This is a genomic window from Psychromonas sp. KJ10-10 (assembly GCF_047323245.1).
Classification (GTDB): domain Bacteria; phylum Pseudomonadota; class Gammaproteobacteria; order Enterobacterales; family Psychromonadaceae; genus Psychromonas.
Genome location: NZ_CP178826.1, coordinates 3,122,732 through 3,146,016, shown reverse-complemented (window position 1 = coordinate 3,146,016; position 23,285 = coordinate 3,122,732). Strand labels below are relative to the sequence as shown.

At 37.0% G+C, this 23,285-nt stretch carries 17 protein-coding genes and 8 pseudogenes; 14 read left to right on the top strand and 11 right to left on the bottom strand.

The window, feature by feature from the left end:
* Positions 1–64: 64 nt before the first annotated feature.
* A complete protein-coding gene (locus ACLKMH_RS18075; protein ID WP_413699365.1) occupies positions 65–691 on the top strand; it encodes a MarC family protein in 627 nt (208 codons plus the stop codon).
* A 67-nt stretch (positions 692–758) separates the two neighbouring features.
* Here the strand turns inward: ACLKMH_RS18075 and ACLKMH_RS18070 are convergent, their stop codons facing one another.
* From ACLKMH_RS18070 to ACLKMH_RS18055, 4 genes are all read right to left on the bottom strand, one after another.
* A complete protein-coding gene (locus ACLKMH_RS18070) occupies positions 759–1,124 on the bottom strand; it encodes a VOC family protein (protein WP_413699364.1) in 366 nt (121 codons plus the stop codon).
* A gap of 285 nt (positions 1,125–1,409) precedes the next feature.
* Entirely contained in the window at positions 1,410–1,856 is a 447-nt protein-coding gene (locus ACLKMH_RS18065; RefSeq protein WP_413699363.1) for a methyl-accepting chemotaxis protein, read from the bottom strand.
* Positions 1,834–2,052 carry a methyl-accepting chemotaxis protein gene (locus ACLKMH_RS18060; RefSeq protein WP_413699362.1) on the bottom strand — a complete coding sequence of 73 codons (219 nt, stop codon included), beginning with the start codon at positions 2,050–2,052 and terminating at the stop codon, positions 1,834–1,836. Before ACLKMH_RS18060 ends, ACLKMH_RS18065 begins: the two co-directional genes overlap by 23 nt.
* The gene (locus ACLKMH_RS18055; protein WP_413699361.1) at positions 2,043–3,080 is read right to left on the bottom strand and encodes a cache domain-containing protein; all 1,038 of its coding nucleotides are present in this window, start codon (positions 3,078–3,080) and stop codon (positions 2,043–2,045) included. Before ACLKMH_RS18055 ends, ACLKMH_RS18060 begins: the two co-directional genes overlap by 10 nt.
* Before the next feature lie 453 nt (positions 3,081–3,533).
* Between ACLKMH_RS18055 and tig the strand changes: the two are divergent.
* From tig to ACLKMH_RS17990, 13 genes and pseudogenes are all read left to right on the top strand, one after another.
* Positions 3,534–4,885: pseudogene (gene tig, locus ACLKMH_RS18050) on the top strand (trigger factor).
* A 90-nt stretch (positions 4,886–4,975) separates the two neighbouring features.
* Positions 4,976–5,595 (top strand): annotated as a pseudogene (gene clpP, locus ACLKMH_RS18045) (ATP-dependent Clp endopeptidase proteolytic subunit ClpP).
* 22 nt (positions 5,596–5,617) lie between these two features.
* Positions 5,618–6,903: pseudogene (gene clpX / locus ACLKMH_RS18040) on the top strand (ATP-dependent protease ATP-binding subunit ClpX).
* A gap of 224 nt (positions 6,904–7,127) precedes the next feature.
* Positions 7,128–9,426, top strand: a pseudogene (gene lon / locus ACLKMH_RS18035) (endopeptidase La).
* A gap of 156 nt (positions 9,427–9,582) precedes the next feature.
* Positions 9,583–9,859: pseudogene (locus ACLKMH_RS18030) on the top strand (HU family DNA-binding protein).
* A gap of 128 nt (positions 9,860–9,987) precedes the next feature.
* A complete protein-coding gene (locus tag ACLKMH_RS18025; protein WP_413699360.1) occupies positions 9,988–11,529 on the top strand; it encodes a SurA N-terminal domain-containing protein in 1,542 nt (513 codons plus the stop codon).
* A gap of 199 nt (positions 11,530–11,728) precedes the next feature.
* Positions 11,729–11,881, top strand: coding sequence for a hypothetical protein (locus tag ACLKMH_RS18020; protein ID WP_413699359.1), 153 nt, complete (start codon positions 11,729–11,731; stop codon positions 11,879–11,881).
* Positions 11,882–12,057: 176 nt separating this feature from the next.
* Positions 12,058–13,515 (top strand): methyl-accepting chemotaxis protein, encoded by a 1,458-nt coding sequence (locus ACLKMH_RS18015; RefSeq protein ID WP_413699358.1) that lies wholly within the window; start codon positions 12,058–12,060, stop codon positions 13,513–13,515.
* Between the two features lie 22 nt (positions 13,516–13,537).
* Positions 13,538–13,939 carry a methyl-accepting chemotaxis protein gene (locus ACLKMH_RS18010; RefSeq protein ID WP_413699357.1) on the top strand — a complete coding sequence of 134 codons (402 nt, stop codon included), beginning with the start codon at positions 13,538–13,540 and terminating at the stop codon, positions 13,937–13,939.
* Between the two features lie 97 nt (positions 13,940–14,036).
* Positions 14,037–14,315, top strand: a pseudogene (locus ACLKMH_RS18005) (peptidylprolyl isomerase).
* A 141-nt stretch (positions 14,316–14,456) separates the two neighbouring features.
* Positions 14,457–14,885: pseudogene (locus tag ACLKMH_RS18000) on the top strand (hypothetical protein).
* Positions 14,886–15,242: 357 nt separating this feature from the next.
* Positions 15,243–15,945: pseudogene (gene sfsA, locus ACLKMH_RS17995) on the top strand (DNA/RNA nuclease SfsA).
* Positions 15,942–16,361, top strand: a complete 420-nt coding sequence (locus tag ACLKMH_RS17990) for a methyltransferase family protein (protein WP_413699356.1) — start codon at positions 15,942–15,944, stop codon at positions 16,359–16,361. The pseudogene sfsA and the gene ACLKMH_RS17990 overlap by 4 nt, the downstream one beginning before the upstream one ends.
* Before the next feature lie 207 nt (positions 16,362–16,568).
* Here the strand turns inward: ACLKMH_RS17990 and ACLKMH_RS17985 are convergent, their stop codons facing one another.
* The 7 genes from ACLKMH_RS17985 to hisB form a co-directional block, all read right to left on the bottom strand.
* Complete coding sequence (locus tag ACLKMH_RS17985; RefSeq protein WP_413699355.1) at positions 16,569–17,738, bottom strand: phosphoglycerate dehydrogenase; 1,170 nt, start codon at positions 17,736–17,738, stop codon at positions 16,569–16,571.
* A 109-nt stretch (positions 17,739–17,847) separates the two neighbouring features.
* Positions 17,848–18,960: a phosphoserine transaminase gene (locus ACLKMH_RS17980; RefSeq protein ID WP_413699354.1), complete on the bottom strand. Its 1,113-nt coding sequence runs from the start codon at positions 18,958–18,960 to the stop codon at positions 17,848–17,850.
* Between the two features lie 392 nt (positions 18,961–19,352).
* Positions 19,353–19,976, bottom strand: coding sequence for a bifunctional phosphoribosyl-AMP cyclohydrolase/phosphoribosyl-ATP diphosphatase HisIE (gene hisIE / locus ACLKMH_RS17975; RefSeq protein WP_413699353.1), 624 nt, complete (start codon positions 19,974–19,976; stop codon positions 19,353–19,355).
* Positions 19,973–20,746 (bottom strand): imidazole glycerol phosphate synthase subunit HisF, encoded by a 774-nt coding sequence (gene hisF / locus ACLKMH_RS17970; protein WP_413699352.1) that lies wholly within the window; start codon positions 20,744–20,746, stop codon positions 19,973–19,975. The genes hisIE and hisF overlap by 4 nt, the downstream gene beginning before the upstream one ends.
* A complete protein-coding gene (gene hisA, locus ACLKMH_RS17965; RefSeq protein WP_413699351.1) occupies positions 20,728–21,465 on the bottom strand; it encodes a 1-(5-phosphoribosyl)-5-[(5-phosphoribosylamino)methylideneamino]imidazole-4-carboxamide isomerase in 738 nt (245 codons plus the stop codon). The genes hisF and hisA overlap by 19 nt, the downstream gene beginning before the upstream one ends.
* A gap of 1 nt (position 21,466) precedes the next feature.
* Entirely contained in the window at positions 21,467–22,066 is a 600-nt protein-coding gene (gene hisH / locus ACLKMH_RS17960; RefSeq protein WP_413699350.1) for an imidazole glycerol phosphate synthase subunit HisH, read from the bottom strand.
* Positions 22,063–23,133, bottom strand: a complete 1,071-nt coding sequence (gene hisB, locus ACLKMH_RS17955; RefSeq protein ID WP_413699349.1) for a bifunctional histidinol-phosphatase/imidazoleglycerol-phosphate dehydratase HisB — start codon at positions 23,131–23,133, stop codon at positions 22,063–22,065. Before hisB ends, hisH begins: the two co-directional genes overlap by 4 nt.
* Between the last annotated feature and the right edge of the window lie 152 nt (positions 23,134–23,285).

Sequence of the window (23,285 nt, the reverse complement as noted above, 5' to 3'; positions counted from 1 at the left end):
GCGTTTTTTCGCTTCCCAATATTTTTGCCAATATTTTTGAAAATAAACACTAGAGAGTTAAGCCATGGTTGAGCAGTTTTTTACCTTATATTTAAAAATCTTTTTTATGATGACACCATTTTTTGTGTTATCACTTTTCTTAACACTAGGAAAGCGCTTAACTAAACCAGAGAAGAAAGATGTTATTTTAAAAATGAGTGTGGCCGTGATGGTCGCAGGCTTAGCATTTCTGTTATTTGGTAAGTATATCTTTACACTTTTTGGTATTACCTTAGAGGCATTTAAAATTGGTGCGGGTACTGTGTTATTTTTAAGTGCATTAGATATGGTGCGTGGCGGAAATGATATTGAAACTAGTGAAGCAAGAGGCAGTGACTTTAGTCGCGATAATTTTGCCATAGTACCTTTAGCAATTCCCAGTGTTGTCGGCCCTGGTATGATTGGTATCTTGATGGTTTATGGTGCAGAGTTGACTGGTGTTGTTGATACCTTATTAGTATCGCTTTCGCTTTTAGCCGCTGTAATTTCATTGGCTGGTGTTTTGTTAGCCTCTAATAAATTACAGGTTTTGATGGGCAAACAAGGTTTAGAAATATTGCCTAAAATAACGGGATTGTTTGTTTCTGCAATTGGAGCTCAAATTATATTTTCGGGGATACAGGGTTTTTTAGTCTTTAGGGCTGTGTATTAAAAGTTAATAAAAATGGCAACCAAATGGTTGCCATTTTTTATTCCATAATATTAGTTAATGTCTAAAACTAAACGATACCCTTTGGTAATTTGGCATCTGACCATACTGCATATTCATTACCATTTGGATCAGTGAAATGAAAACGAATACCACCAGGAAATGCAAATAAAGGTTTGATAATTTCCCCACCCGCTTTAACTATTTTACTTTGAGTAGCAGAGATGTCTTCACTATAAAGCACGGGCAATACAGAGCCTGTGGCCGTGGTACAGGTTAAGTCTGGGTGAAAATAAAAACCACCATTAATACCTGCGCCCCAAAAAACCATATATTCAGCGCCATAACCTTCAAATGTCCACTCAAATACAGTGCTAAAAAACTCTTTGGTGATTTCCATGTTTTTACTTGGGATTTCTAAATAATCAATTTTCATCAATACACTCCTAATTAAGATTCATTTAACAGTATTATAAGTTTTACGGTAGCACCTTGATCTAGCTTCAAAAAAATATAACTGATGGCAGAAATAGATACAATTTCATATTATTTAATCCACTTACAAATGCAAGTGTTAAAAATTTTATTTTAATTTTAGGCGAGCAGGGCGACTAGTATTAAATATTTTAAAGTTACAATTATTTTTAATAAGGAAGTAGTGGTTGTTCGATGTTTCAAATGGTTAAAAACATCGAATATGTAGTTTTAATAAATTTGAGTGTTAAATTGTGAATTTATCTGTCATTTGAGAAATAAGTTTAGATTGATGTTCTAACCCCTCTGACTGGTTTCGAGCATCCGATGATGTATTGCCTATTTGGTCAGCGAGGGAAGCAATACCATTTATTCTTTCCGCAATTTCAGAAGCCACGGTAGATTGTTCCTTAGCAGAGTTGGCCATTTGCACATTCATGGTCGCTAATGCTTGTATTGCTTCTCCACTTCGGCCAATAATGTTTTTAATTGTTTCCATTGCCTCGGTGACAACTGCACGTTGTTGATCTGATTTGTTCATATCATTTGCTGTTTTTTCTGCACTTGTTTGAAGCTTTTCAAGGATTTCTTTTATCTCAACTGTACTGGATTGGCTTCGCTGAGCTAATGTTCTTACTTCGTCAGCTACCACTGCAAAGCCTCGACCTTGTTCACCGGCTCGAAGTCGCTTCAATCAGCGCATTTAATGCTAATAAGTTAGTTTGTTCTGAAATACCTTGGATAACACCCAAAACAGAATGGATAAGGCTAACATTATCACTCAGTTCATTAACAGAGCCTCGAACGCTCCCCATTAACTCATTCAGACTGACTAATTGTTGGTCTGAAATATCAACTTCTTTTAATACACTTTCGATTTCTAACTCCAATTCTTCGGCAGAATGTTGTGTATTTTCTGCATTTGATGAAATTTCGTTGGAAGAAGATGCCATTTCATCGATGGTAGCGCTATTTGCGTCGTTTCATCTTTTTGTTGATGAGATAATGAATTTAACTGAACTTGTTGATTACTTGAAGTTTCCGCTATGTGCTTTAGTTCATTACTTGTTTCTTTTAAGTCGCGAATATCTTGAGCCATGTTACCAATGAAGGTATTAAAGAAACCGGCAATATCATCTAATAAGTCAATACGGGAGTGGGGCAGATTAGTACTTAGGTCGCCTTCGCCTGAGGCCAAACCTTTAACGGAATGACGCAGATTATTAAGTGGTAAATACAATAGATTAACTGCGAATAATACGGCGATAATAACTGCAATAAAAATTAAAGCGAAGATGATAAAAGATTCCATTATTTCATCATCAATCACCTCAGAGACCGATTCATCAATGCTTGTTTGGATTTCATCAATACCATCGATATAAATACCAGCTATGACTGTGGTATCCCATTTAGCAATATAATATGCGTATGAGTGTTTTTCGGAAGCTTCCTTTTCACCTGGTTTAGGAAAGTAGTATGAAGTAAAACCTCCTCCATTTTTACCAGCTTCAACGAGAAGGCGTGTAGTGTAATTACCTTTTTTATCCTGCGAATCCCAAAAGTTTTGGCCGATACCTTTCCCTTTACCATGTTGAGCTCGCGTACCATCAGAGAGATAACTAAACAGGTAACCCTCACCGTCATCGAAACGAAATAGGTCTAACTGCTTTAGGCCTTCTTTCATACCTGTTTTACCTTCCATTTCAATATAAGGCTGGATCATTGAAAGCGCAGAGTTAACTATTGTATATAAGCGTTTTTTTTCAATTTCTAATGTACTTTCTTCGGTGATCTCACTGACTTGAGTTTTAATTTTGTTCGTAATTGATATTTCATTAAATATACTTAAGAAAGCAATCAATAGAAAAGGTATAAACGCCAACATATAGATTTGCAGTTTTAAAGATTTTAACATTTTAACCTCTTATTTATAAAAGCTTATTAGATTCAATCATTGAAATGAGATGTTTTTTGCAGGTAATAATTTCTGACAGCTCATTAGAAATTAGTCTAATAATCAGATTTAGCAAAATAAAAAATCGGAGTAGTAACTATTCTCTTTTGAAAAGTAGATCTATTCCTTGATTCAGTGCGAATTTTAAGCAACACGCTGAACAAGCTTTATTTGCCTCCTAAAACGCTTTGCTTGCTGACAAAATGTGATACGGGTGCTGTGTAAAACTCGACTCTCAGAAAAAGCTTGTCTATAATAGCGCGTCTTAAATTTCATCAACCAGATTGATTTTAAGTTCTTAGTAAGAAATTACAGGTTTTTTTAAACTAACCCTTGTAATCTCTTTGTTTGCCCACATCTATAGCAATACAATAAGAATTTAAAAATATTAACGTAAAAGATAAAGGAAAAAATATGCAAGTTTCAGTAGAAGCATCACAAGGCCTAGAACGTACATTGACCATTTCTGTCGCTAGCTGAAGTATTTGAAAAAGAATTTGATAGCAGAATTCGTCAATTATCAAAAACACAACGTGTTGATGGTTTCCGTCCGGGTAAAGTACCTGCTTCAGTAATTATGAAACGTTTTGGTGGTGCAGTTGAGAATGAAGTTGCTGGTGAAGTTATGCAACGTAACTTTTTTGAAGCGATTGTTGCTGAAAAATTAAATCCAGCAGGCGCACCTAAAGTTGCTCCTAAAGCACGTAAAAAAGGTGAAGAGTTCACTTTTACAGCAACATTTGAAGTATACCCTGAAGTTGCATTAGCGGATCTTGCTGAACTTAGCATTGAAAAAGAAACAGCTGAAGTAACAGATGCTGATCTTGATAAAATGATTGAAACTTTACGCAAACAACATGCAACTTGGACTGAAGTTGAAACAGAAGCGACTGATGAAAACCAAGTAACAGTTGATTTTGAAGGTTCAATTGATGGTGAAGTATTTGAAGGTGGTAAAGCTGAAGGATTCCAAATCGTATTAGGTTCTGGTCGCATGATCCCAGGTTTTGAATCAGGTATTGTTGGAAATAAAGCAGGTAGCGAATTCACTATCGACGTTACTTTCCCAGAAGAATATCATGCTGAAAACCTAAAAGGTAAAACAGCACAATTCGCAATTAAACTAACTAAAGTTGAACAGCAAAATCTTCCTGAAATTACAGAAGAGTTTGTTAAGAAATTTGGCGTTGAAAGTGGTGATATTGCTGACCTTAAAACAGATGTAGAACAAAACATGAAGCGTGAACTTGAGCAAATGCTTAAAAATAATGCGAAAGACGTTGTATTAACAGCATTAGTTGAAGGTAATGAGCTTGAAGTTCCAAAAGCATTAGTTGAAGGTGAAATTGAAGTTCTTCGTAAACAAGCGATGGAACGTTACGGTCAACAAATCGATCCTAAAAACATGCCAGAGTTACCAGCTGAATTATTTACAGAACAAGCTGAAAAACGTGTTAAAGTTGGTCTACTATTAGGTGAAGTGATTAAAGTTAATGAACTTAAAGTTGACCAAGATAAAGTGGCATCTTTAATTGAAACTGCTTGCCTCTGCGTATGAAAACCCAGCAGAAGTTATTGAATACTACAAAAACAATAAAGAAATGATGCAAAACATGGAAAATGTTGCATTAGAAGAGCAAGCAGTTGATTTTATCATCGAAAAAGCTAAAGTAAGTGAAGTTAATAAATCATTTGATGACGTGATGAACAAAGCAGTATGCGCAATAATCTTACATTTTAATGTAAATATTGTCGTAACTGTTTAAGTTTTTAATGGCTCGGGTGAACTCACTCGGGCCATTTTTCATTAATAATCGTCATAATTAGAAATCAATTACATAATTTTAGGATAGAAAATGTCAAATCCATTCGCTGGAAGTACTGATACAATTAATAATGCTCTGATCCCTATGGTTGTAGAACAAACTGCAAAAGGCGAGCGTTCATATGATATATATTCTCGCCTTTTAAAAGAGCGTGTTATTTTTTTAACAGGTCCTGTTGAAGATCACATGGCTAACGTAATTGCGACTCAATTATTGTTTTAGAGTCGGAAAGCCCAGAAAAAGATATTTTTATTTACATCAATTCACCAGGTGGTTCTATTAGTGCTGGTATGGCTATTTACGATACTATGCAGTTTATTAAACCTGATGTGAGTACAGTTTGTATGGGGATGGCGGCGAGCATGGGAGCATTCTTGCTAGCCAGTGGTGCGCCAGGTAAACGCCATTGTTTACCAAATGCAAAAGTAATGATCCATCAACCATTAGGTGGCTTCCAAGGTCAAGCATCTGATTTTGAAATTCATGCAAAAGAAATTTTAGCGACTAAACAACGTATGAATGAACTACTTGCGTTCCATACGGGTAAAGATATTGAAGTGATACAGCATGATACCGATCGAGATAATTTCATGCGTGCTAATGAAGCAGTAGAATACGGTATTGTAGATTCTGTACTCACTAAGCGATAAAGACAGGAATTAAGGAATAACTATGACAGATAAACAAGGCGATAGTAGTAGTTTATTGTACTGCTCCTTTTGTGGAAAAAGTCAGCATGAAGTAAAAAAACTGATTGCTGGTCCATCGGTGTATATTTGTAATGAATGTGTTGATCTTTGTGATGACATTATTAAAGAAGAAATTGCTGAAATCAGCAAAAGTTCTGAGTCAGATAATGCAGATAAAAAATTACCAACACCTCATGAAATCAGAGCTAATTTAGATGATTATGTTATTGGCCAAGATACCGCTAAAAAAGTGTTAGCTGTTGCGGTTTATAATCATTACAAACGCCTTAAACATGGTGATGTGTCAAATGGCGTTGAATTAAGTAAAAGTAATATTTTATTAATTGGACCAACAGGTAGTGGTAAAACATTGCTTGCTGAAACTATGGCTCGTTTATTAGATGTTCCTTTCACTATGGCCGATGCTACTACCTTAACCGAAGCTGGTTATGTGGGGGAAGATGTTGAAAACATCATTCAGAAGTTATTACAGAAATGTGATTACGACCCTGAAAAAGCCCAACGTGGTATTATCTATATCGATGAAATTGATAAAATTACCCGTAAGTCTGAAAACCCATCTATAACACGTGATGTATCTGGTGAAGGTGTACAACAAGCATTACTAAAACTAATTGAAGGTACTGTTGCCTCTATTCCGCCACAGGGTGGACGTAAACATCCAAATCAAGAATTTATCCAAGTAGATACCTCTAAGATTCTATTTATCTGTGGCGGTGCTTTCTCTGGGCTTGATGGCATTATTGAGCAACGTATTGATACAGGTGCTGGTATAGGTTTTGGTGCTACGGTTCGTGATAAAGATAATAAAGAATCTTTAAGTGATACCTTTAAGAAAGTAGAACCTCAAGATCTTGCTAAGTATGGTTTGATCCTGAGTTTATTGGTCGTTTACCTGTTGTCGCGACATTAACGGAATTAGATGAAGAAGCATTAGTTGAAATTTTAACTGCACCTAAAAATGCAATTACAAAACAATATGTCGCTTTATTTGAATTAGAAAATGTTGAATTAGAGTTCCGTCCAGAAGCATTATCAGCAATGGCTAAAAAAGCAATGAGTCGTAAAACGGGTGCTCGTGGTTTACGTTCTATTGTTGAATCAGTGTTATTAGAAACTATGTATGACTTACCATCGGTTGAAAATGTGGTGAAAGTGGTTGTAGATGAGAACGTTATTTCTGGTGAATCGAGTCCTTTACTCATTTATTCAGAAGAGCAGACTAAGATGGTTTCGTCTGATAAATAAACAATTAATTGATTAATTGCAATAAAAGGGAGCTTTAAGCTCCCTTTTTCATTTCTTGCCTTGAAAAAAATCCTATCATCCCCAGTATTAAATTTTCAATGTCTATTTAATTTGCCTCTATCTTTCATGGGCAAATATTTTCTGGGGAATTTATGAAAACTGTATCAGAGCTGAAACTAACCCTGCCTGTTTTACCGTTACGTGATGTAGTGGTGTACCCGCATATGGTCATTCCATTGTTTGTTGGACGTAAAAAATCGATTAATTGTTTAGAAGCACGCTATGGAGCAGGGCAAAAAAGTATTATTGGTTGCACAAACAGAAGCATCTTTAGACGATCCAAGTATGGATGATTTATACAAGGTCGGTACTGTTGCTAATATTTTACAATTATTAAAATTACCCGATGGCACAGTGAAAGTGCTCGTTGAAGGGGTACAAAGAGCGCAACTTATCGACAACATTGATAATAAAGATTATTTCTTCTCTGAAGTTGAGTTATTAGAAAGTGATGCGGTTGATAACGAAGAAGAAGATGCGCTGTTACGAAGTGTTTTAACGCAGTTTGAGTCTTACATTAAACTCAATAAAAAAATTCCACCAGAGGTACTTGCTTCGGTGAATGGCATTGATGAACCAGAACGTTTGGCTGATACCATTGTCGCTCATATGCCACTTAACCTAAGCGATAAGCAAGCGACCCTTGAAATTACCTCAATTACAGAACGTTTTGAGTTTTTAATGGCGATGATGGAAAGTGAAGAAGATATTCTTAAAGTTGAAAAACGTATTCGTAGCCGTGTCAAAAAGCAAATGGAACGTAGTCAGCGTGAGTATTATCTTAACGAACAGATGAAAGCTATCCAAAAAGAATTGGGTGAAACGGAAGAAGGTAGTAACGAAAACGATCAGCTTGCGAAAAAAATTGAAGATGCTGGCATGTCTGCGGAAGCAAAAGAAAAAGCAGAGGGCGAGCTTAAAAAATTAAAAATGATGTCTCCAATGTCATCGGAAGCAAGTGTCATACGCACCTATATAGAAAGCCTGATAAATGTGCCATGGAAAAAACGTTCACCTGTTAAAAAGAATATTGCCAAAGCACAGGAAATTCTTGATTCAGACCATCATGGCTTAGAAAAAGTAAAAGAACGTATTTTAGAATACCTCGCGGTGCAGACTCGAATTAATAAATTGAAAGGGCCTATTTTATGTTTAGTTGGTCCTCCTGGTGTAGGTAAAACTTCACTAGGCCAATCTATTGCGCGTTCAACAGGTCGTAAGTATGTACGTATGGCATTAGGTGGTGTTCGTGATGAAGCTGAAATACGCGGTCATCGCCGTACTTATATCGGTTCCTTACCTGGTAAAATTATCCAAAAAATGACTAAAGCAGGGGTTAAAAATCCACTGTTTCTATTAGATGAAATCGATAAAATGGCTTCCGATATGCGAGGAGATCCTGCTTCTGCTTTATTAGAAGTGTTAGATCCAGAGCAAAATGCTACTTTTAATGATCATTATTTAGAAGTTGATTATGATTTGAGTGATGTAATGTTTGTTGCAACTTCTAACTCAATGAACATTCCTGGTCCTTTACTTGACCGTATGGAAGTGATCCGTCTTTCTGGTTACACAGAAGATGAGAAAATGAATATTGCTAAGGAACATTTAACTAATAAGCAAATTAAACGAAATGGCCTTAAACCAAGTGAATTAATACTTGATGATAGCGCAATAATTGGTATTGTTCGTTACTACACTCGTGAAGCTGGTGTACGTGCTTTAGAACGTGAGATCTCTAAAATCTGCCGTAAGGTAGTAAAAGAAATATTACTCGATAAAAAACTCAAAAATATCACCGTGACTATTGATAATCTTAAAGATTATTTAGGTGTTCGACGTTTTGATTTTGGTAAAGCGGAAGATGAAAATCAAGTTGGTCAAGTGACTGGATTAGCCTATACCGAAGTTGGTGGTGAACTATTAACCATTGAAGCCACTTCGATGCCGGGTAAAGGCAAGCTAAATTATACTGGTTCACTGGGCGATGTCATGAAAGAGTCTATTCAAGCGGCAATGACAGTTGTCCGTGCGAAGGCTGAACAATGGCGTATCAATAGTGATTTCCATGAAAAACGCGACTTACATGTTCACGTTCCTGAAGGTGCTACACCAAAAGATGGCCCTAGTGCTGGTGCCGCTATGTGCACAGTACTTGTTTCTAGTCTGACAGGTATTCCTGTTCGAGCTGATGTGGCAATGACCGGAGAAATTACACTACGTGGTGAAGTATTACCAATTGGTGGTTTAAAAGAAAAGTTATTGGTCGCTCGTCGAGGAGGCATTAAAACGGTTTTAATTCCTTTTGAAAATACTCGTGATTTAGAAGATATACCTGCAAACATCAAAGATCAGCTGGAAATTAAACCAGTTCGATGGATTGATGAGGTATTAGAAATTGCGTTAAGTGAAAGTATTAAGGGCTTCTGTGTAGAAAAAACACCTGAAAATGGTAAAAAATAGGTGATAAACAGCATAAAATGGGGGTGTAGTAAAATTTCTATTAAATTTACTTGCACCTGCTCGCATTGCAAAGTAGCCTAACAACAAATATGTTTTAACGTGTGTTTTCACCTAGTTAGGCGGCGCACCATAATTATAAAAAATGGAGAACTAAAAATGAACAAAGGACAATTAATCGATAACATTGCTGAAAGTGCAGATATCTCTAAAGCTACCGCTGGTCGTGCATTAGACGCGTTTATCGAAAGTGTCACTGGTGCACTTGTTGAAGGTGATTCTGTTTCACTTATCGGTTTTGGTGCGTTTTCTGTAAAAGAGCGTGCAAGCACGTACAGGTCGTAACCCACAAACTGGTGCGCCGATTGAGATTAAAGCCGCTAAAGTTCCTGCATTTAAAGCGGGTAAATCATTAAAAGATGCAATCAACGCTTAATTCGTCGTTTGTTTATCAAGCAATAAGCGCGTCACATGATGCGCTTTTTTTGTTTTAAGCTAGAGCACAAATCATTCAACTCAGTTGATAATAAATTGTGCTGAGTAATAACAGGTAGAGAAAAGATTATGTTAGATAAATTGCGTGAAGGGTCTCAAGGTGTTGCGACTAAGACGGTATTAGTTGTAATCATCCTATCCTTTGCATTAGCTGGTGTAAGCAGTTATTTAGGTAGCAGTAGTGTTGCCGTTGCTGTTACTGTTAACGATCAAGAGATCAGTCAAACAAGTGTTGAGCAGGCTTACCAAAATGAACGTGCTCGTTTACAACAACAGTATGGTGAACAGTTTGACTTATTAGCCTCTAGCCCAAATTTCGCTCAACAGGTTCGAGCACAGGCAACACAAGGGCTTATTTCTGATGCATTAATTGCACAGGCAATTGAAGATTTAGGATTACGTGTTGGTGATGAACAAATCAAAAATGAAATTCGTAATATGCCTGAATTTCAAGTTGATGGTAAATTCAATAATGACCAATATTTAGCCATGCTTCGTCAAGCAGGATATGCTCCAGCGCAATTTAGCCAAAGTTTAAAAAATGACTCTGCTCGTCGTCAGTTATTACAAATGTTAGCTGATAGTGAATTTGTTTTACCAACGGAAGTTGAACTTGCTAATACACTGCAAGCGCAACAACGTATGGCAAAAGTATTAACCGTTAATACAACCGATTTTGAAACTGTAGAAGCCATTACAGATGAGCAATTAAACGCTTATTATCAAGATAATAGCCACTTATTCCAATCATTAGAGCAAGTGAGTGTTAATTATGTTTATTTAGATGGTAGTTCACTTGCTGAGCAAGTGAATGTCACGGATGCTGACGTGGAAGCTTTCTATGATACACACAAGTCAGATTACCAACGTCCTGAGCGTCGTAAAGTAGCGCATATTTTAATTCAAGGTGTTACTGATGAAGCAAGTCAAAAAGCACAGGCAATTTTAACAGAACTTAACGACGGTGCGGATTTTGGTGTACTTGCGTTAGAGAAATCTGATGATACTTTTTCTGCTAAAAATAATGGTGAGCTAGATTGGTTTGAAGACGGCGTTATGGAAGAAGCTTTTAATGATGCATCATTTGCGTTAACTGCTGAATCTCCTCTTTCCGGAGTAGTTGAGTCGCCATTTGGTTATCATATTATTAAGCTAATTGAAATCGAGGAAGCGCAAACATTACCACTTGCTGAAGTGAGTGAGCGCGTGAAAGCTTCATTACAGGAAGAAAAAGCCAATGAACTTTATTACGAGTTACATCAAAGTCTAAGTGAAGTTGCCTTTGAGTCTCCAGATAATCTTGAAGAAGTCGCTGGGGCGATTTCTGTTGAAGTTCAGCGTACGGAGCTATTTACTGCTGAAACGGCACCAAGCTTATTATCAAGCCAAGCAGTACTACAAACTGTGTTTGATCGTAACTTCCGTGAAGAAGGAATGAATTCAGATTTAATTGAAATTGCTGATAATCAAGCCATTGTAGTGCGTGTTAATGAGTATAAAGAGGTCGCGTTAAAACCTTTATCTGAGGTTACTGAGCAGATCAAAGAGCAATTGACAGCGCAAAAAGCGCAAGCAATTAGCCAAGCAGTTTGTTCAAAATGTCACTACTAAATTAAATGATAAGCAATCGGTTGATAGTGAATTAACAGAAAAAGGTCTCAGTTTTAGTGAAGATTTAACTTTCTCTCGTTATAGCCGTGAATATGATTATGAAATTATTCAAGCTTTATTCAAACTGGAAAAACCAGAAACGGGTGATGTTTCTCGTCGTTGGGTAGAAACAAGCACAGGTAACTATGCGATTATTGAATTGTCGCAAGTTATTGAAGCAAGTGCAGAGGATGACGATGTTAAGCGACAAATTGAGAGCATGCTTTCTCGTTCAGCTTCTGAGCAGTTATATCAATCATTGTTAACACAATTAATGGCTACTGCAGATATTAAATATCCAGTCGCTAATTAATCACTAAGTTTGTTTTTAAACGAATATCAAGGCGACCTTTTGGTCGCCTTTTTCATGCTTGCAGTTTTTGTATAGAAAGAAATCTGCTTTTTTGTAAAAATCATTTTATTTTATTTATGGCAAATCTGGATATTGAGCCTATTATCTGTGTAAGTTCTTTATTCTTCGGAGTGACCATGAAAGTGTCTCTTAAAGTAGTTTTAGCTTCATCCCTAGTACTTATTATTGCAATTAGTGCATTATCAATTTTTCAATATAAAGTGATGACTAATACTTTGCGACAAAATTCGAGTAATGCGATAGAAGAGTCAAGTGATGCACTTGCTCTGCAAATAACCCATTGGTTGAATGGAAAGCTAGAGGTAATCGATTTAGCTTCTCAGATAATAGATTCAGACTTCACTCCTGAAAATATCCAAAAAGCTGTTGATGCTCCAATACTAAAGGACAATTTCTTGCTTATTTTTGGAGGTTTGGCAACGGATGGAAAAGCCATAACCAATGATCCAACTTGGAACCCAGATGGGTGGGATGCGCGAAAGAGGCCTTGGTATGAATTAGCTAAATCATCACAAACTGCCAAAATAACGGAACCTTATGCAGATGCTGTTACAAAGGATATTCTAATCTCTGTGGTTGCAAACTTGACTGATAAAGGACAGTTTAAAGGTGCTTTTGGTGGTGATTTAAGTTTAAAAACAGTTTCTGATTCATTGAATACATTAACCTTTAATAATGCAGGTTATGCATTTTTATTAACGAAAACAGGTAATATTATTAGTCACCCTAATAGTGATTATAATGGTAAAAGCTACAGTCAGTTATTTTCGGGTAAAAATTTATCTTTAGATAAGGCGTTACAAGAAGTTGAAATCGATGGAAAAACACATTGGGTAAGTTTTACCGCATTAAGCCATTTAAAGGACATGGATTGGTATATTGGCGTTGTTGTTGATGAAAATATCATTATGGCTGAAGCAAATGCAATGGGCTTTAAAGCTTTGCTAGGTGGTTTTATAAGTGTACTAATAAGCATTGTGCTATTAACCGCAGTGATGAAAAAAATTATTCAACCTATTGGTTTACTGACAGATTCTTTAGTCGAAATTAATAGTGGTAATGGTGACTTAACAAAACGCTTGCCTGTTATCTCAAAAGATGAATTTGGCGAAGTGGCCATTCAATTTAATGCTTTTATCGCAAATCTCCAAGAAATGATAAGTAATGTAAAAGGATTAGCCTTAGAAGTAGATACAAGTGCTGAAAATGTAAGCAATGAGTCAGAGAAAGCTTCACAGGAGTTAAATTTACAGTTAGCAGAACTTGATCAATTAGCGACAGCAATGAATGAAATGGCCAGTAGTGCCGTTGAAGTCGCGAGTAATGCTCAAATTGCGGCGCAATCAGCAACAACAGCTGATGAACAAACAGTAACAGGCGTAAGTATCGTTTCTAATGCTACACGTTCTATTGACGAACTGGCGGTGCAAATGGAAACTGCTGTTGAATCTGTAGTTGAGTTGGCCAATTTTAGTAATAACATCGAATCTATTTTAACGGTTATCACCAGTATTGCAGAGCAAACCAATTTATTAGCACTTAACAGTCGCTATCGAAGCGGCAAGAGCTGGTGAAACAGGCCGCGGTTTTGCGGTTGTGGCGGATGAAGTAAGGTCTCTCGCATCTCGTACTCAACAATCTACCAGTGAAATCCGTACTATGATCGAGCAATTACAGACAGGTGTTCGTCAAGCGGAAAGTAATATTAAAGATAGTAGGAGCATTGCTATGACAACAGCGGAAGAGGCGCTAAAAGCAAATGAAATTCTTGAAAGCATTCGCGGTGCCATTTTGCAGATCAGTGACATGAACTTACAAATAGCGACCGCCGCTGAGCAACAGTCTGCTACCTCTGAAGAAATAAATTGCAATACAACTAATATACGCGATATTAGTCAAGAGGTTTCAAATGGTGCTGTTGAACAAGTTGGCTATGCCAAACTTATGAAACAGCAAGTTCAAGAACAGGGTATTCAGCTGAATAAATTTAAAGTTTAAATCGTATTCTTAATTGATACTGTATTTAAAGCCAAGTCGCAATTGATTTTGTATATGTTATTATTGTTAGATTATTCATCATTAAACAAGAGTAAACATGGCAAGAACAGTAGCGACGATTGCATATTTTAGTAAAACATAAAGAGCAAGCAGAGGAACTTTTAGCGAAACTTAATAAAGGCGCTAAGTTTCAAACGCTTGCTAAAAATATTCCTCATGCCCATCGGGCAAAAAAGGAGGTGACTTAGGTGAATTTAAAAAAGGTCAAATGTTACCTGCCTTTGATAAAGTTTGTTTTACAGGTGAAATTCTCACTCCTACCTTAGTAAAAACAAAACACGGATGGCATATTGTAAAGGTTCTATATCGAACCTGAGTGTTATAACTGTTCTTTTAGCTAAACTAAGTTTTAAAACATTCGTTTTTTATTTAGATTTCTTTCAATTAACCTGAAATTTAAATTTCGTTGGCGCGGTCTATTATCATTCGTATTAACTTTTATAAATATGGATTAGATATGTCAACAAATGTACTCAACGAAACAAACTTTCAAAACAAGTCGCAATGGTCACTATTCTTTTTACGTTTAGGGGTGTTTATTGTGATGTTTGTATGGACCCTAGATAAGTTTATTAACCCCGCGCATACAGGTAAGGTTTTTGAACATTTTTATGGGATTAGTATGACCAACCACGTGGTCACATATGTCTTAGCAACAGTACAATTACTTTTAATTGTTTCGTTTATCACCGGCATAAAAAAACGTCTTACTTACGGTCTTATTCTTTTAATGCATGCAGGTTCAACATTATCTGCTTATGCAATTTATATGAGCCCATTTCAAAATAATAATCTATTATTTTTTGTCGCTTAGCCTATGTTAGTCGCTTGCATCACTCTGTATTTATTGCGCGAAGGCGATACTAAATTTACCTTAGGAGAATAATATTTAACCTCAACTCGGGTTAATGAAAGCGAAATTCTACATAAAATCAATTTGTTATTGTTAGTATGTATACAGTGTCGTTAGTTTTGCGTAGTTCAAGGCAAATCATCGTAGCAATAGCTAGCTATTGGTAGATGATTTAACGCAGAAATCCGCGGAAATAACGGTACTGTATCGATTTGCTTATCCCGAGCTGAGGTTATTTAACGGCGCTAGGGTTATCCATTTAACCTAGCGCTTTACCTTATCATTATAAAACCTTTCAAATTTTTGCTCCACAAGTCTAAATTTTGCCAATTTTAATTTAGTTTAAACTGAGTACAATGACATACAAAAGTCCTAGGAATAAGAAAACGTATGTTTAATAATTTACAAAAAGCCACCTTAATAAAACGTTATAAACGCTTTCTTGCTGATGTAACATTGGAAAATGGTGAAGTTATCACTATTTATTGCCCAAATACCGGTGCGATGACAGGGTGTGCAGAGGTTGGTGATACTGTTTTTTATAGTGAATCTAAAAATTTAAAACGTAAATATAGGTATACCTGGGAGCTGACATTAACGGCAAAAGGGGATTTAATATGTATTCACTCAGCGCTCGCTAATCAGATAGTCTCTGAGGCCTTAAAAGCCGATACAATAGAGAAACTTGTTGGATATAGTGAGATGCAATCAGAAGTTAAATATGGCAGTGAAAATAGTCGTATCGATTTTCTGTTGAGTGACCCTAATCAACAGGATTGTTATGTTGAAGTAAAGAGTTGTACTTTATTAGATGAGAGCTTCGCACCTGGGCAAGGTTTTTTCCCAGATGCGGTATCCGTAAGAGGGCAAAAACATCTGCGCGAATTAATGGAAATGAAAGCATTAGGGCACCGGGCCGTATTGCTATTTGCGGTTTTACACAGTGGGATCAGTTCGGTTAAGGTACGCCGCACATATTGATCAAAAATATGCTCAATTATTTGAACAAGCAAAAAAACAGGGTGTTGAAGTGCTTTGTTACTTCGCACCTCTTTCTCGATTAGTAGGTTCTCAATTGGGAGGTGAATTATGATTTATGTTGTAATGCAGTTTTTTCTATTATTAGTATTAGCCTGGCCAATTGCGAATTGGAATCTGTCGATATTAGGTGTCGTTTTTGTTGTCATTGGTGCGGTGATTGCTTTATTTGCAATTCTTGCGAACCCTCCAGGAAATTTTAATGTCAGACCCATTCCTAAACAAACAGGGCAGTTAATTACTTCAGGAATTTACCGTTATATTCGTCATCCTATGTATTGTTCTTTATTCTTTGCTGGATTAGGTTTAGTTTTTTGTCAGTTAATTTGGTGGAAATTATTTGCCTGGGTTTTATTAATAATAACCTTGGCGCTGAAAGCTCGATTTGAAGAAAGGGCGTTAGTTGATAAGTATGGTGACTATAAGGATTATCAGAAAACAACTAAGGCTTTTATACCTTTGTTGTGGTGAGGTTTTATTGATAAATAGCGAATGTTATTTGTCACTTGCCTTTAACATTTAGAAATTCATTTAAAATTACTTTCTTCTAATAAATATTAATTGTTCAGGGCTAAGCTATTTATGCTTATTTCAAGGCGAAAAAGCGCAGTTTAGTTTTTTAAATGAGCATTTTTCAACGAAGAAATAGGCTTAAATAGCGACGCCCTGAGTAATTAATTAAACGCTACGCACATGAAACACATGCTCAACAGCGGAAAGCTGTTCGATTAGATCTAGCGTTGGCTGTTGTTCAATATCTAGAATCGTATAAGCGATATCATCTCTACTTTTATTAACCATATCTAACACGTTAATATTAAGTTCTGCTAGTAATGTCAGCACTGTCCCGAGTACTTTAGGCACATTATCATTTGCAAAGGTTAATCGATAACCCGAAGTGCGTTCCATCGCAATGGTTGGGAAGTTTACTGAGTTGACAATATTACCATTTTCTAGAAAATCAACTAATTGCTTCGCGCCCATCACAGAGCAGTTTTCTTCCGCTTCGACTGTACTTGCGCCTAAATGTGGAAATAAAATCACTTTATCATGTTTAATTAAGGCTTCACTTGGGAAGTCTGCAATATAAGCATCGATTTTACCTGTGTCTAAGGTCGCGATAATATCTGCTTCATTAACCAATTCGCCACGTGCAAGGTTAATAATCTTTGCACCGTCTTTTATTGCAGATAAGGCTTCTTCGTTAATAAAACCTGTTGTGGCAGGAATTGCAGGAACATGTAGACTGATGTAATCAGAACGTGCTAATAGTGAGTTTAAATTTTCAGCGCGACTAACCTGTGATGATAATTGCCATGCAGCCTCTACACTTAATTTAGGATCGTAACCAATCACGTTCATGCCTAAACTTAAGGCTAAATTTGCAACTTTAGCACCAATGGCACCTAGGCCAACAACACCTAATGTTTTACCGCTAAGCTCTGAACCGCCATATTGCTTTTTACCTAATTCAACTTTTTTATTTAGTTCTGCTTTATCTGTTTCACTTGCAAGAGATTTCACATAACTCATGCTTTGAGTGATCCCACGAGAGCCCAATAATAAACTTGCAAGTACTAATTCTTTTACGGCGTTTGCATTCGCACCAGGCGTGTTAAAGACAACAATTCCCTTTGGAGTGTATTCACTGACAGGAATGTTGTTAACACCGGCACCAGCTCGTGCTACGGCTAATACAGATTCTGGTAATGTTTCATTTTGTAATTTATGGTCGCGTAATAAAATTGCATCCGGTGCTTCACAACTTGGGGATATATCGTATTGCTCAGGAGAAAAAATACTTAAGCCTTTTTCAGCAATGTTGTTATAAGTTCTAATATATTTCATATTCAGCTCTATTTTGTCCATGTAATAGCAGTTTTTGCTTAGGGTTTTATAAATAAACCATTTCCGCTTTATTCCTTAAGAAATGGTTTATCATCAGTTAAATTATTTTTTAAGATACTTGCTCATATGCCCAAGATAACCATGGTAGTAATGCTTGTAAGTCTGAGGATTCTACCGTGGCACCACACCATATACGTAAACCCGATGGTGCATCTTTATAAGCGCCGATATCAAAGGCAACTTCTTCAGCACTTAACAGTTTAATCATTGCACTGATTTGTTCTGCGGTTGCTTTTAGTTGAAAACATACACTGGTATTTGAACAAATCTCTGCCTTAGATGCTAAGAAATCAATCCAATCGTTTTGTTCTACAAATTCAGCAAGCACGGCTAAATTTTCTTCACTTTTAGTGATAGTCGCCGGTAAACCACCAATGTTATCAATCCAATTTAATGCATCTAAATAATCTTCAACGCATAATAGAGAAGGGGTATTTATCGTTGCACCTTTAAAAATGCCATCGATTAATTTCCCTTTATTAGTTAAACGGAAAATTTTTGGTAATGGCCAACTAGGTGTATATGATTCAAGACGCTCGACTGCACGAGGGCTAAGGATCAGCATCCCATGTGCACCTTCACCACCTAATACTTTCTGCCAACTAAAGGTTGCAACATCAATTTTTGGCCAGTCGATATCCATTGCAAACACCGCACTGGTCGCATCACAAATCGTTAATCCGCTTCGATCATCGCTGATCCAATCGGCATCTTTCACTTTTACACCTGAGGTTGTGCCGTTCCAAGTAAAAATAATATCGTGCTCAGGGTTTGCCTGTGAAAAGTCTGGTAACTCACCGTAATTTGCTACAAATGAACGAGCATCTTGCAGTTTTAATTGCTTCGCGATATCTGCATCCCAACCCGCACCAAAAGATTCCCATGAAAAAACATCAACAGGACGTTGTCCTAATAATGACCACATAGCCATTTCCATCGCACCAGTATCTGATCCTGGTACGATACCTACTAGGTAACCCTCAGGTAAATCAAGTAAGCGAATCGTTTCATCAATGGCTTTTTGCAGGCGTGTTTTGCCTAACGCACTACGATGTGAGCGACCTAAAGAGTCTAGATTAAGAGATGAAATGTCATATCCTGGTCGTTTTGTACAAGGGCCTGATGAAAAATTAGGATTATTGGGTTTTACACTTGGTTTCATTAACGTTCCTTGGTATTAGTGTGTTTAATTGTAGTATTTTAGTATTTTAGTATTTATGTTTTTGCATATTGTTTCATTGTTTTAAAACAAAAATAGTCTGACTAGTGATTTTTCAACAACAAGATTTTTGATAAAAAGCGTTAAGTCACATTGTTATCAGTCATTAGGTCGATTACCGAGTTAGTGATGTTTGATACTGCCTGATTGATAAATGATCAGCAACAGTGAAAAACTGCGTCAATTATCAATCCCAGAAAATAATTCTGTTTTGTTTTAAGTTGTTATGAAAAAGAAATGATTTGCTAGATGGAGCCGAGGGAATTAAGGAAATATTAAAAACAAAAAGGAGAGCGTTTGCTCTCCTATTAGGATAATTTAGTTATTTATGATGCTTAGCTACTATGACGTTCATGTAGTTTAGCCGCAATATCAGAAAGCTGTAGGCCTTCATTTTGCAATAATACCGTTAAGTGATAAATCAAGTCTGCACCTTCACAGGTTAATTCATCCATATCTTTTGCCATAGCGACTAAAGCCACTTCAACGCCTTCTTCACCCACTTTTTGAGCAATACGTTTGGTGCCTCGATCGTAAAGCGAAGCTGTGTAACTACTTTTTGGATCTGCGCCTTTACGACTTTTGATAACTTGCTCTAAGTCGCCAATAAAGGTCAGAGCAGGGTCTAGCTGACCTTTAAAGCAAGATTCAGTTCCTAAGTGACATGTCGGGCCAATAGGTTCAACAATTGCTAATAAAGTATCATTGTCACAATCACTACTGATTTCAAGAACATTCAGAAAGTTTCCTGATTGTTCACCTTTGCACCATAGGCGTTGTTTAGTACGGCTAAAGAAAGTCATTTTTCCTGTTTCAAGTGTTGCCGCTAATGATTCTTGATTGACATAACCTAGCATTAATACTTTACCAGACGTACGGTTCTGCACGACAACTGGCATTAAGTTATCTACTTTTTCCCAATCGAGTGCGACTAATTGTTGTTCATTCATTAAGCTCATAGTCTGATCTCTACCTGTTGCGTTTTAAGGTAAGATTTTAACTCACCAATATTAATTATTTGTTTGTGGAAAACACTGGTCGCTAATGCACCATCAACATCTGCTATATTAAATACATCTGCAAAGTGAACCATTTCACCTGCACCGCCCGAAGCGATTAATGGAATAGTGGCTATTTCACGGGCTTTTGATAATTGCTCTATATCATAACCACAGCGAACACCATCTTGGTTCATCACGTTTAAAACGATTTCACCGGCACCACGAGATTGTACTTCTTTAATCCAATCAAAGGTATTCCATTTAGTCGTAACGGTTGCTTCTTCATTACCGGTAAATTGTTTAACTTGATCTCTGCCCGTTGCTTCATCAAAGTATGAATCAATACCAATGACGATACATTGCGTGCCAAATTTTGCTGATAAGCGATTGATAAGACTTGGATCAGCAAGGGCAGGGCTATTGATAGATACTTTATCTGCGCCAAACTCAAGAATGCGTTTTGCGTCTTCTTCGGTTTTAATGCCCCCGGCAACACAGAAGGGGATATCAATGACTTCTGCAACACGACTTACCCAGCTTTTATCAACAACACGCGAATCGGAACTGGCAGTAATATCATAAAAAACCAGTTCATCAGCGCCTTCTTCTGCGTAACGTTTAGCTAAGGGAACGATGTCACCTACGATTTCGTGATTACGAAATTGCACACCCTTAACAACCTGACCATCTTTTACATCAAGACAAGGTATTATGCGTTTTGCCAGCATTGGATTGCCTCCTTAACGTTAAACTTACCTTCGAGTAATGCGCGACCAACGATCATACCCTGTGCACCAGAGCGTGCTACATCGGCGATATCATCCAATGAACCAATGCCACCAGATGCTTGCCATAATACTGTAGGGAAGGCTGTTACCATTTCTTTGTAAAGATCCACATTAGAACCAGCTAAAGTGCCATCTTTAGAAATGTCGGTACAAAGTACATGCTTTAAGCCAACTTTTAAGTATATTTCAAGTAATGATTCAATAGTTTGACCACTGTCTTCCTGCCAACCAGATACAGCAACAATTTTATTACCATCTGCATCGATATTGATATCTAATGCTAAAACAATATGTTCTGGACCATACTTTTCCATCCAACCTGCAACCATTTCAGGCTCTTTAACTGCTGTTGAACCAATCACAACACGATGTGCACCTGCGTCTAATAATCCTTTCACGTCTTCTTCAGTACGAACACCACCACCAATTTGTACTTTAGCTGGGGTGTTTTTGATTAGACTTTCAATCACACTTAGTTGACGTTTAGTAATGTCTTTGGCGCCATCTAAGTCAACAAGGTGCAACCAATCCGCGCCTTGTTCATTGTAAATAGTGTATAAGCTTTGCGGATCATCACTGTAAACTGTTTTCTGTGCGTAATCGCCTTGATATAAACGAACGACTTTGCCGTCGATTAAATCTAATGCTGGGATAATCATGTTAAAGCTCCAAAAAGTTTTTGATTAATTGAGCGCCTGCTTTCCCTGAGCGCTCTGGGTGAAATTGCACCCCATAAAAATTGTCTTTATTCACTGCCGCCGTAAATGGCTGACCATATTCACAACTGGCGATAGTGTTATCGTTAACCGGTAACGCATAACTGTGCACAAAATAAAAGTAGCTACCAGGTGGAATATCTTTAAATAGAGGGTTATCTAATTTTGGTGTAACTTGATTCCACCCCATATGTGGAGATCGTAACGGCGCAACATCCATTTTTTCAACGAAACCATCAACTAGTCCAAGTGTTTTAATGATTTTCTCATCGCCAAAGGACTCTTCAGAACCCTCTGCAAGCATTTGCATGCCTAAACAAATACCAAGAACAGGCTGGGTTAATTTAGCGACTTGTTCAACTAAATCACGCTCAATTAGGTTTGCCATTGCTTCCTTAGCAGTACCAACACCTGGCAAGAATAATTTATCTGCTTTTTGTAATATAGCAGGATCTTTACTGACGGTGACTTCGTAACCTAAGCGTTCAACGGCGAAAAGCACTGAGGAAAGGTTTGCACATCCTGTATCTATAATGACTATCATAAAACACCTTTACTTGATGGAAGGTCTGTCCCGATAATTTGCACACTTTGACGTAATGTACGACCAAAGGTTTTAAATAACCCTTCAACCATGTGATGTGCATTACCATTTTCAACTTCTAAATGTAATGTTGCGCGCATTGCTTGGCTTAATGAGTAGAAGAAATGTTCTACCATTTCTGTAGACATTGTACCTACTAATTCACGCGGAAAATCAGCTTTGAATTTTAGGAAAGGGCGTCCTGATAAATCAAGTGTACAGCTTGCTTTGGTCTCATCCATTGGTAATACAAAGCCAAATCGGCCAATACCACGTTTATCACCTAATGCAATATTAAGTGCTTCACCCAAAGCAAGTGCTGTGTCTTCAACACTATGATGATCATCAATATGTAAATCACCTTTTACACTAACGTTCATTTGGAAACCGCCGTGAGTGGCAATTTGGTCAAGCATGTGATCAAAGAACCCCATACCTGTATCGATTTTATTTTCGCCCGTGGTATCTAAATCCACAAAAACATTTATATCGGTTTCTTTAGTTGTGCGAGTAACTGAAGCCGTGCGTCCCTGTGTCGTTAATTGTTGAACAATTTTCTTCCAGCCCATGGTTTCTTTATTATAAAGAATACCTGTGATGGCCATGTTTTCAGCAAGACCAATATCTGTATGTCGATCGCCAATAACATAAGAGTTTTTATGATCAATACGACCTGATTGTAAATATTCTTTAACCATACCTAAATGTGGTTTACGACAATTACAGTTATCTTCTGGAAAATGAGGACACAATAAAGTCGCTTCGAATTTAACACCTTGAGAAGCAAAGATATCCATCATTTTATTCTGTGGAATATCGAAGTCACTTTGTGGGTAACTATCGGTGCCAAGACCATCTTGGTTTGAGACGATGACAAGAATAAAACCTGCGTCCTGCAACGCTAATAAACTCGGAATGACATAGGGTTCAAATACTAGTTTTTCTAAACTATCGACTTGTTTATCACTAATAGGTTCATCGATTAATGTACCGTCACGATCGATGAAAAGAAATTTTTGTTGGCTCATTTGGGGTTCCTACAGTGAGTTTAAAATATTAAGTGTTACTTGCATCTCATCGACATTACCAATGGTGATACGAATACAATTATCAAGGCGATCTTTGTTTGCGAAATCTCGCATAATAACGCCATTTTCGCTAAAGGCTTGCCAGACTTTTT

Excerpts from the sequence above, each read along its gene's own strand:
- hisIE (WP_413699353.1), bottom strand. The coding sequence starts at position 19,976 with ATGAGCTTAATGAATGAACAACAATTAGTCGCACTCGATTGGGAAAAA.
- hisA (WP_413699351.1), bottom strand. The coding sequence starts at position 21,465 with ATGATTATCCCAGCATTAGATTTAATCGACGGCAAAGTCGTTCGTTTA.
- ACLKMH_RS18055 (WP_413699361.1), bottom strand. The coding sequence starts at position 3,080 with ATGTTAAAATCTTTAAAACTGCAAATCTATATGTTGGCGTTTATACCT.
- ACLKMH_RS18015 (WP_413699358.1), top strand. The coding sequence starts at position 12,058 with ATGAAAGTGTCTCTTAAAGTAGTTTTAGCTTCATCCCTAGTACTTATT.
- ACLKMH_RS18075 (WP_413699365.1), top strand. The coding sequence starts at position 65 with ATGGTTGAGCAGTTTTTTACCTTATATTTAAAAATCTTTTTTATGATG.
- hisF (WP_413699352.1), bottom strand. The coding sequence starts at position 20,746 with ATGCTGGCAAAACGCATAATACCTTGTCTTGATGTAAAAGATGGTCAG.
- ACLKMH_RS17980 (WP_413699354.1), bottom strand. The coding sequence starts at position 18,960 with ATGAAACCAAGTGTAAAACCCAATAATCCTAATTTTTCATCAGGCCCT.
- ACLKMH_RS18070 (WP_413699364.1), bottom strand. The coding sequence starts at position 1,124 with ATGAAAATTGATTATTTAGAAATCCCAAGTAAAAACATGGAAATCACC.
- ACLKMH_RS17990 (WP_413699356.1), top strand. The coding sequence starts at position 15,942 with ATGATTTATGTTGTAATGCAGTTTTTTCTATTATTAGTATTAGCCTGG.
- hisH (WP_413699350.1), bottom strand. The coding sequence starts at position 22,066 with ATGATAGTCATTATAGATACAGGATGTGCAAACCTTTCCTCAGTGCTT.
- ACLKMH_RS17985 (WP_413699355.1), bottom strand. The coding sequence starts at position 17,738 with ATGAAATATATTAGAACTTATAACAACATTGCTGAAAAAGGCTTAAGT.
- ACLKMH_RS18025 (WP_413699360.1), top strand. The coding sequence starts at position 9,988 with ATGTTAGATAAATTGCGTGAAGGGTCTCAAGGTGTTGCGACTAAGACG.
- hisB (WP_413699349.1), bottom strand. The coding sequence starts at position 23,133 with ATGAGCCAACAAAAATTTCTTTTCATCGATCGTGACGGTACATTAATC.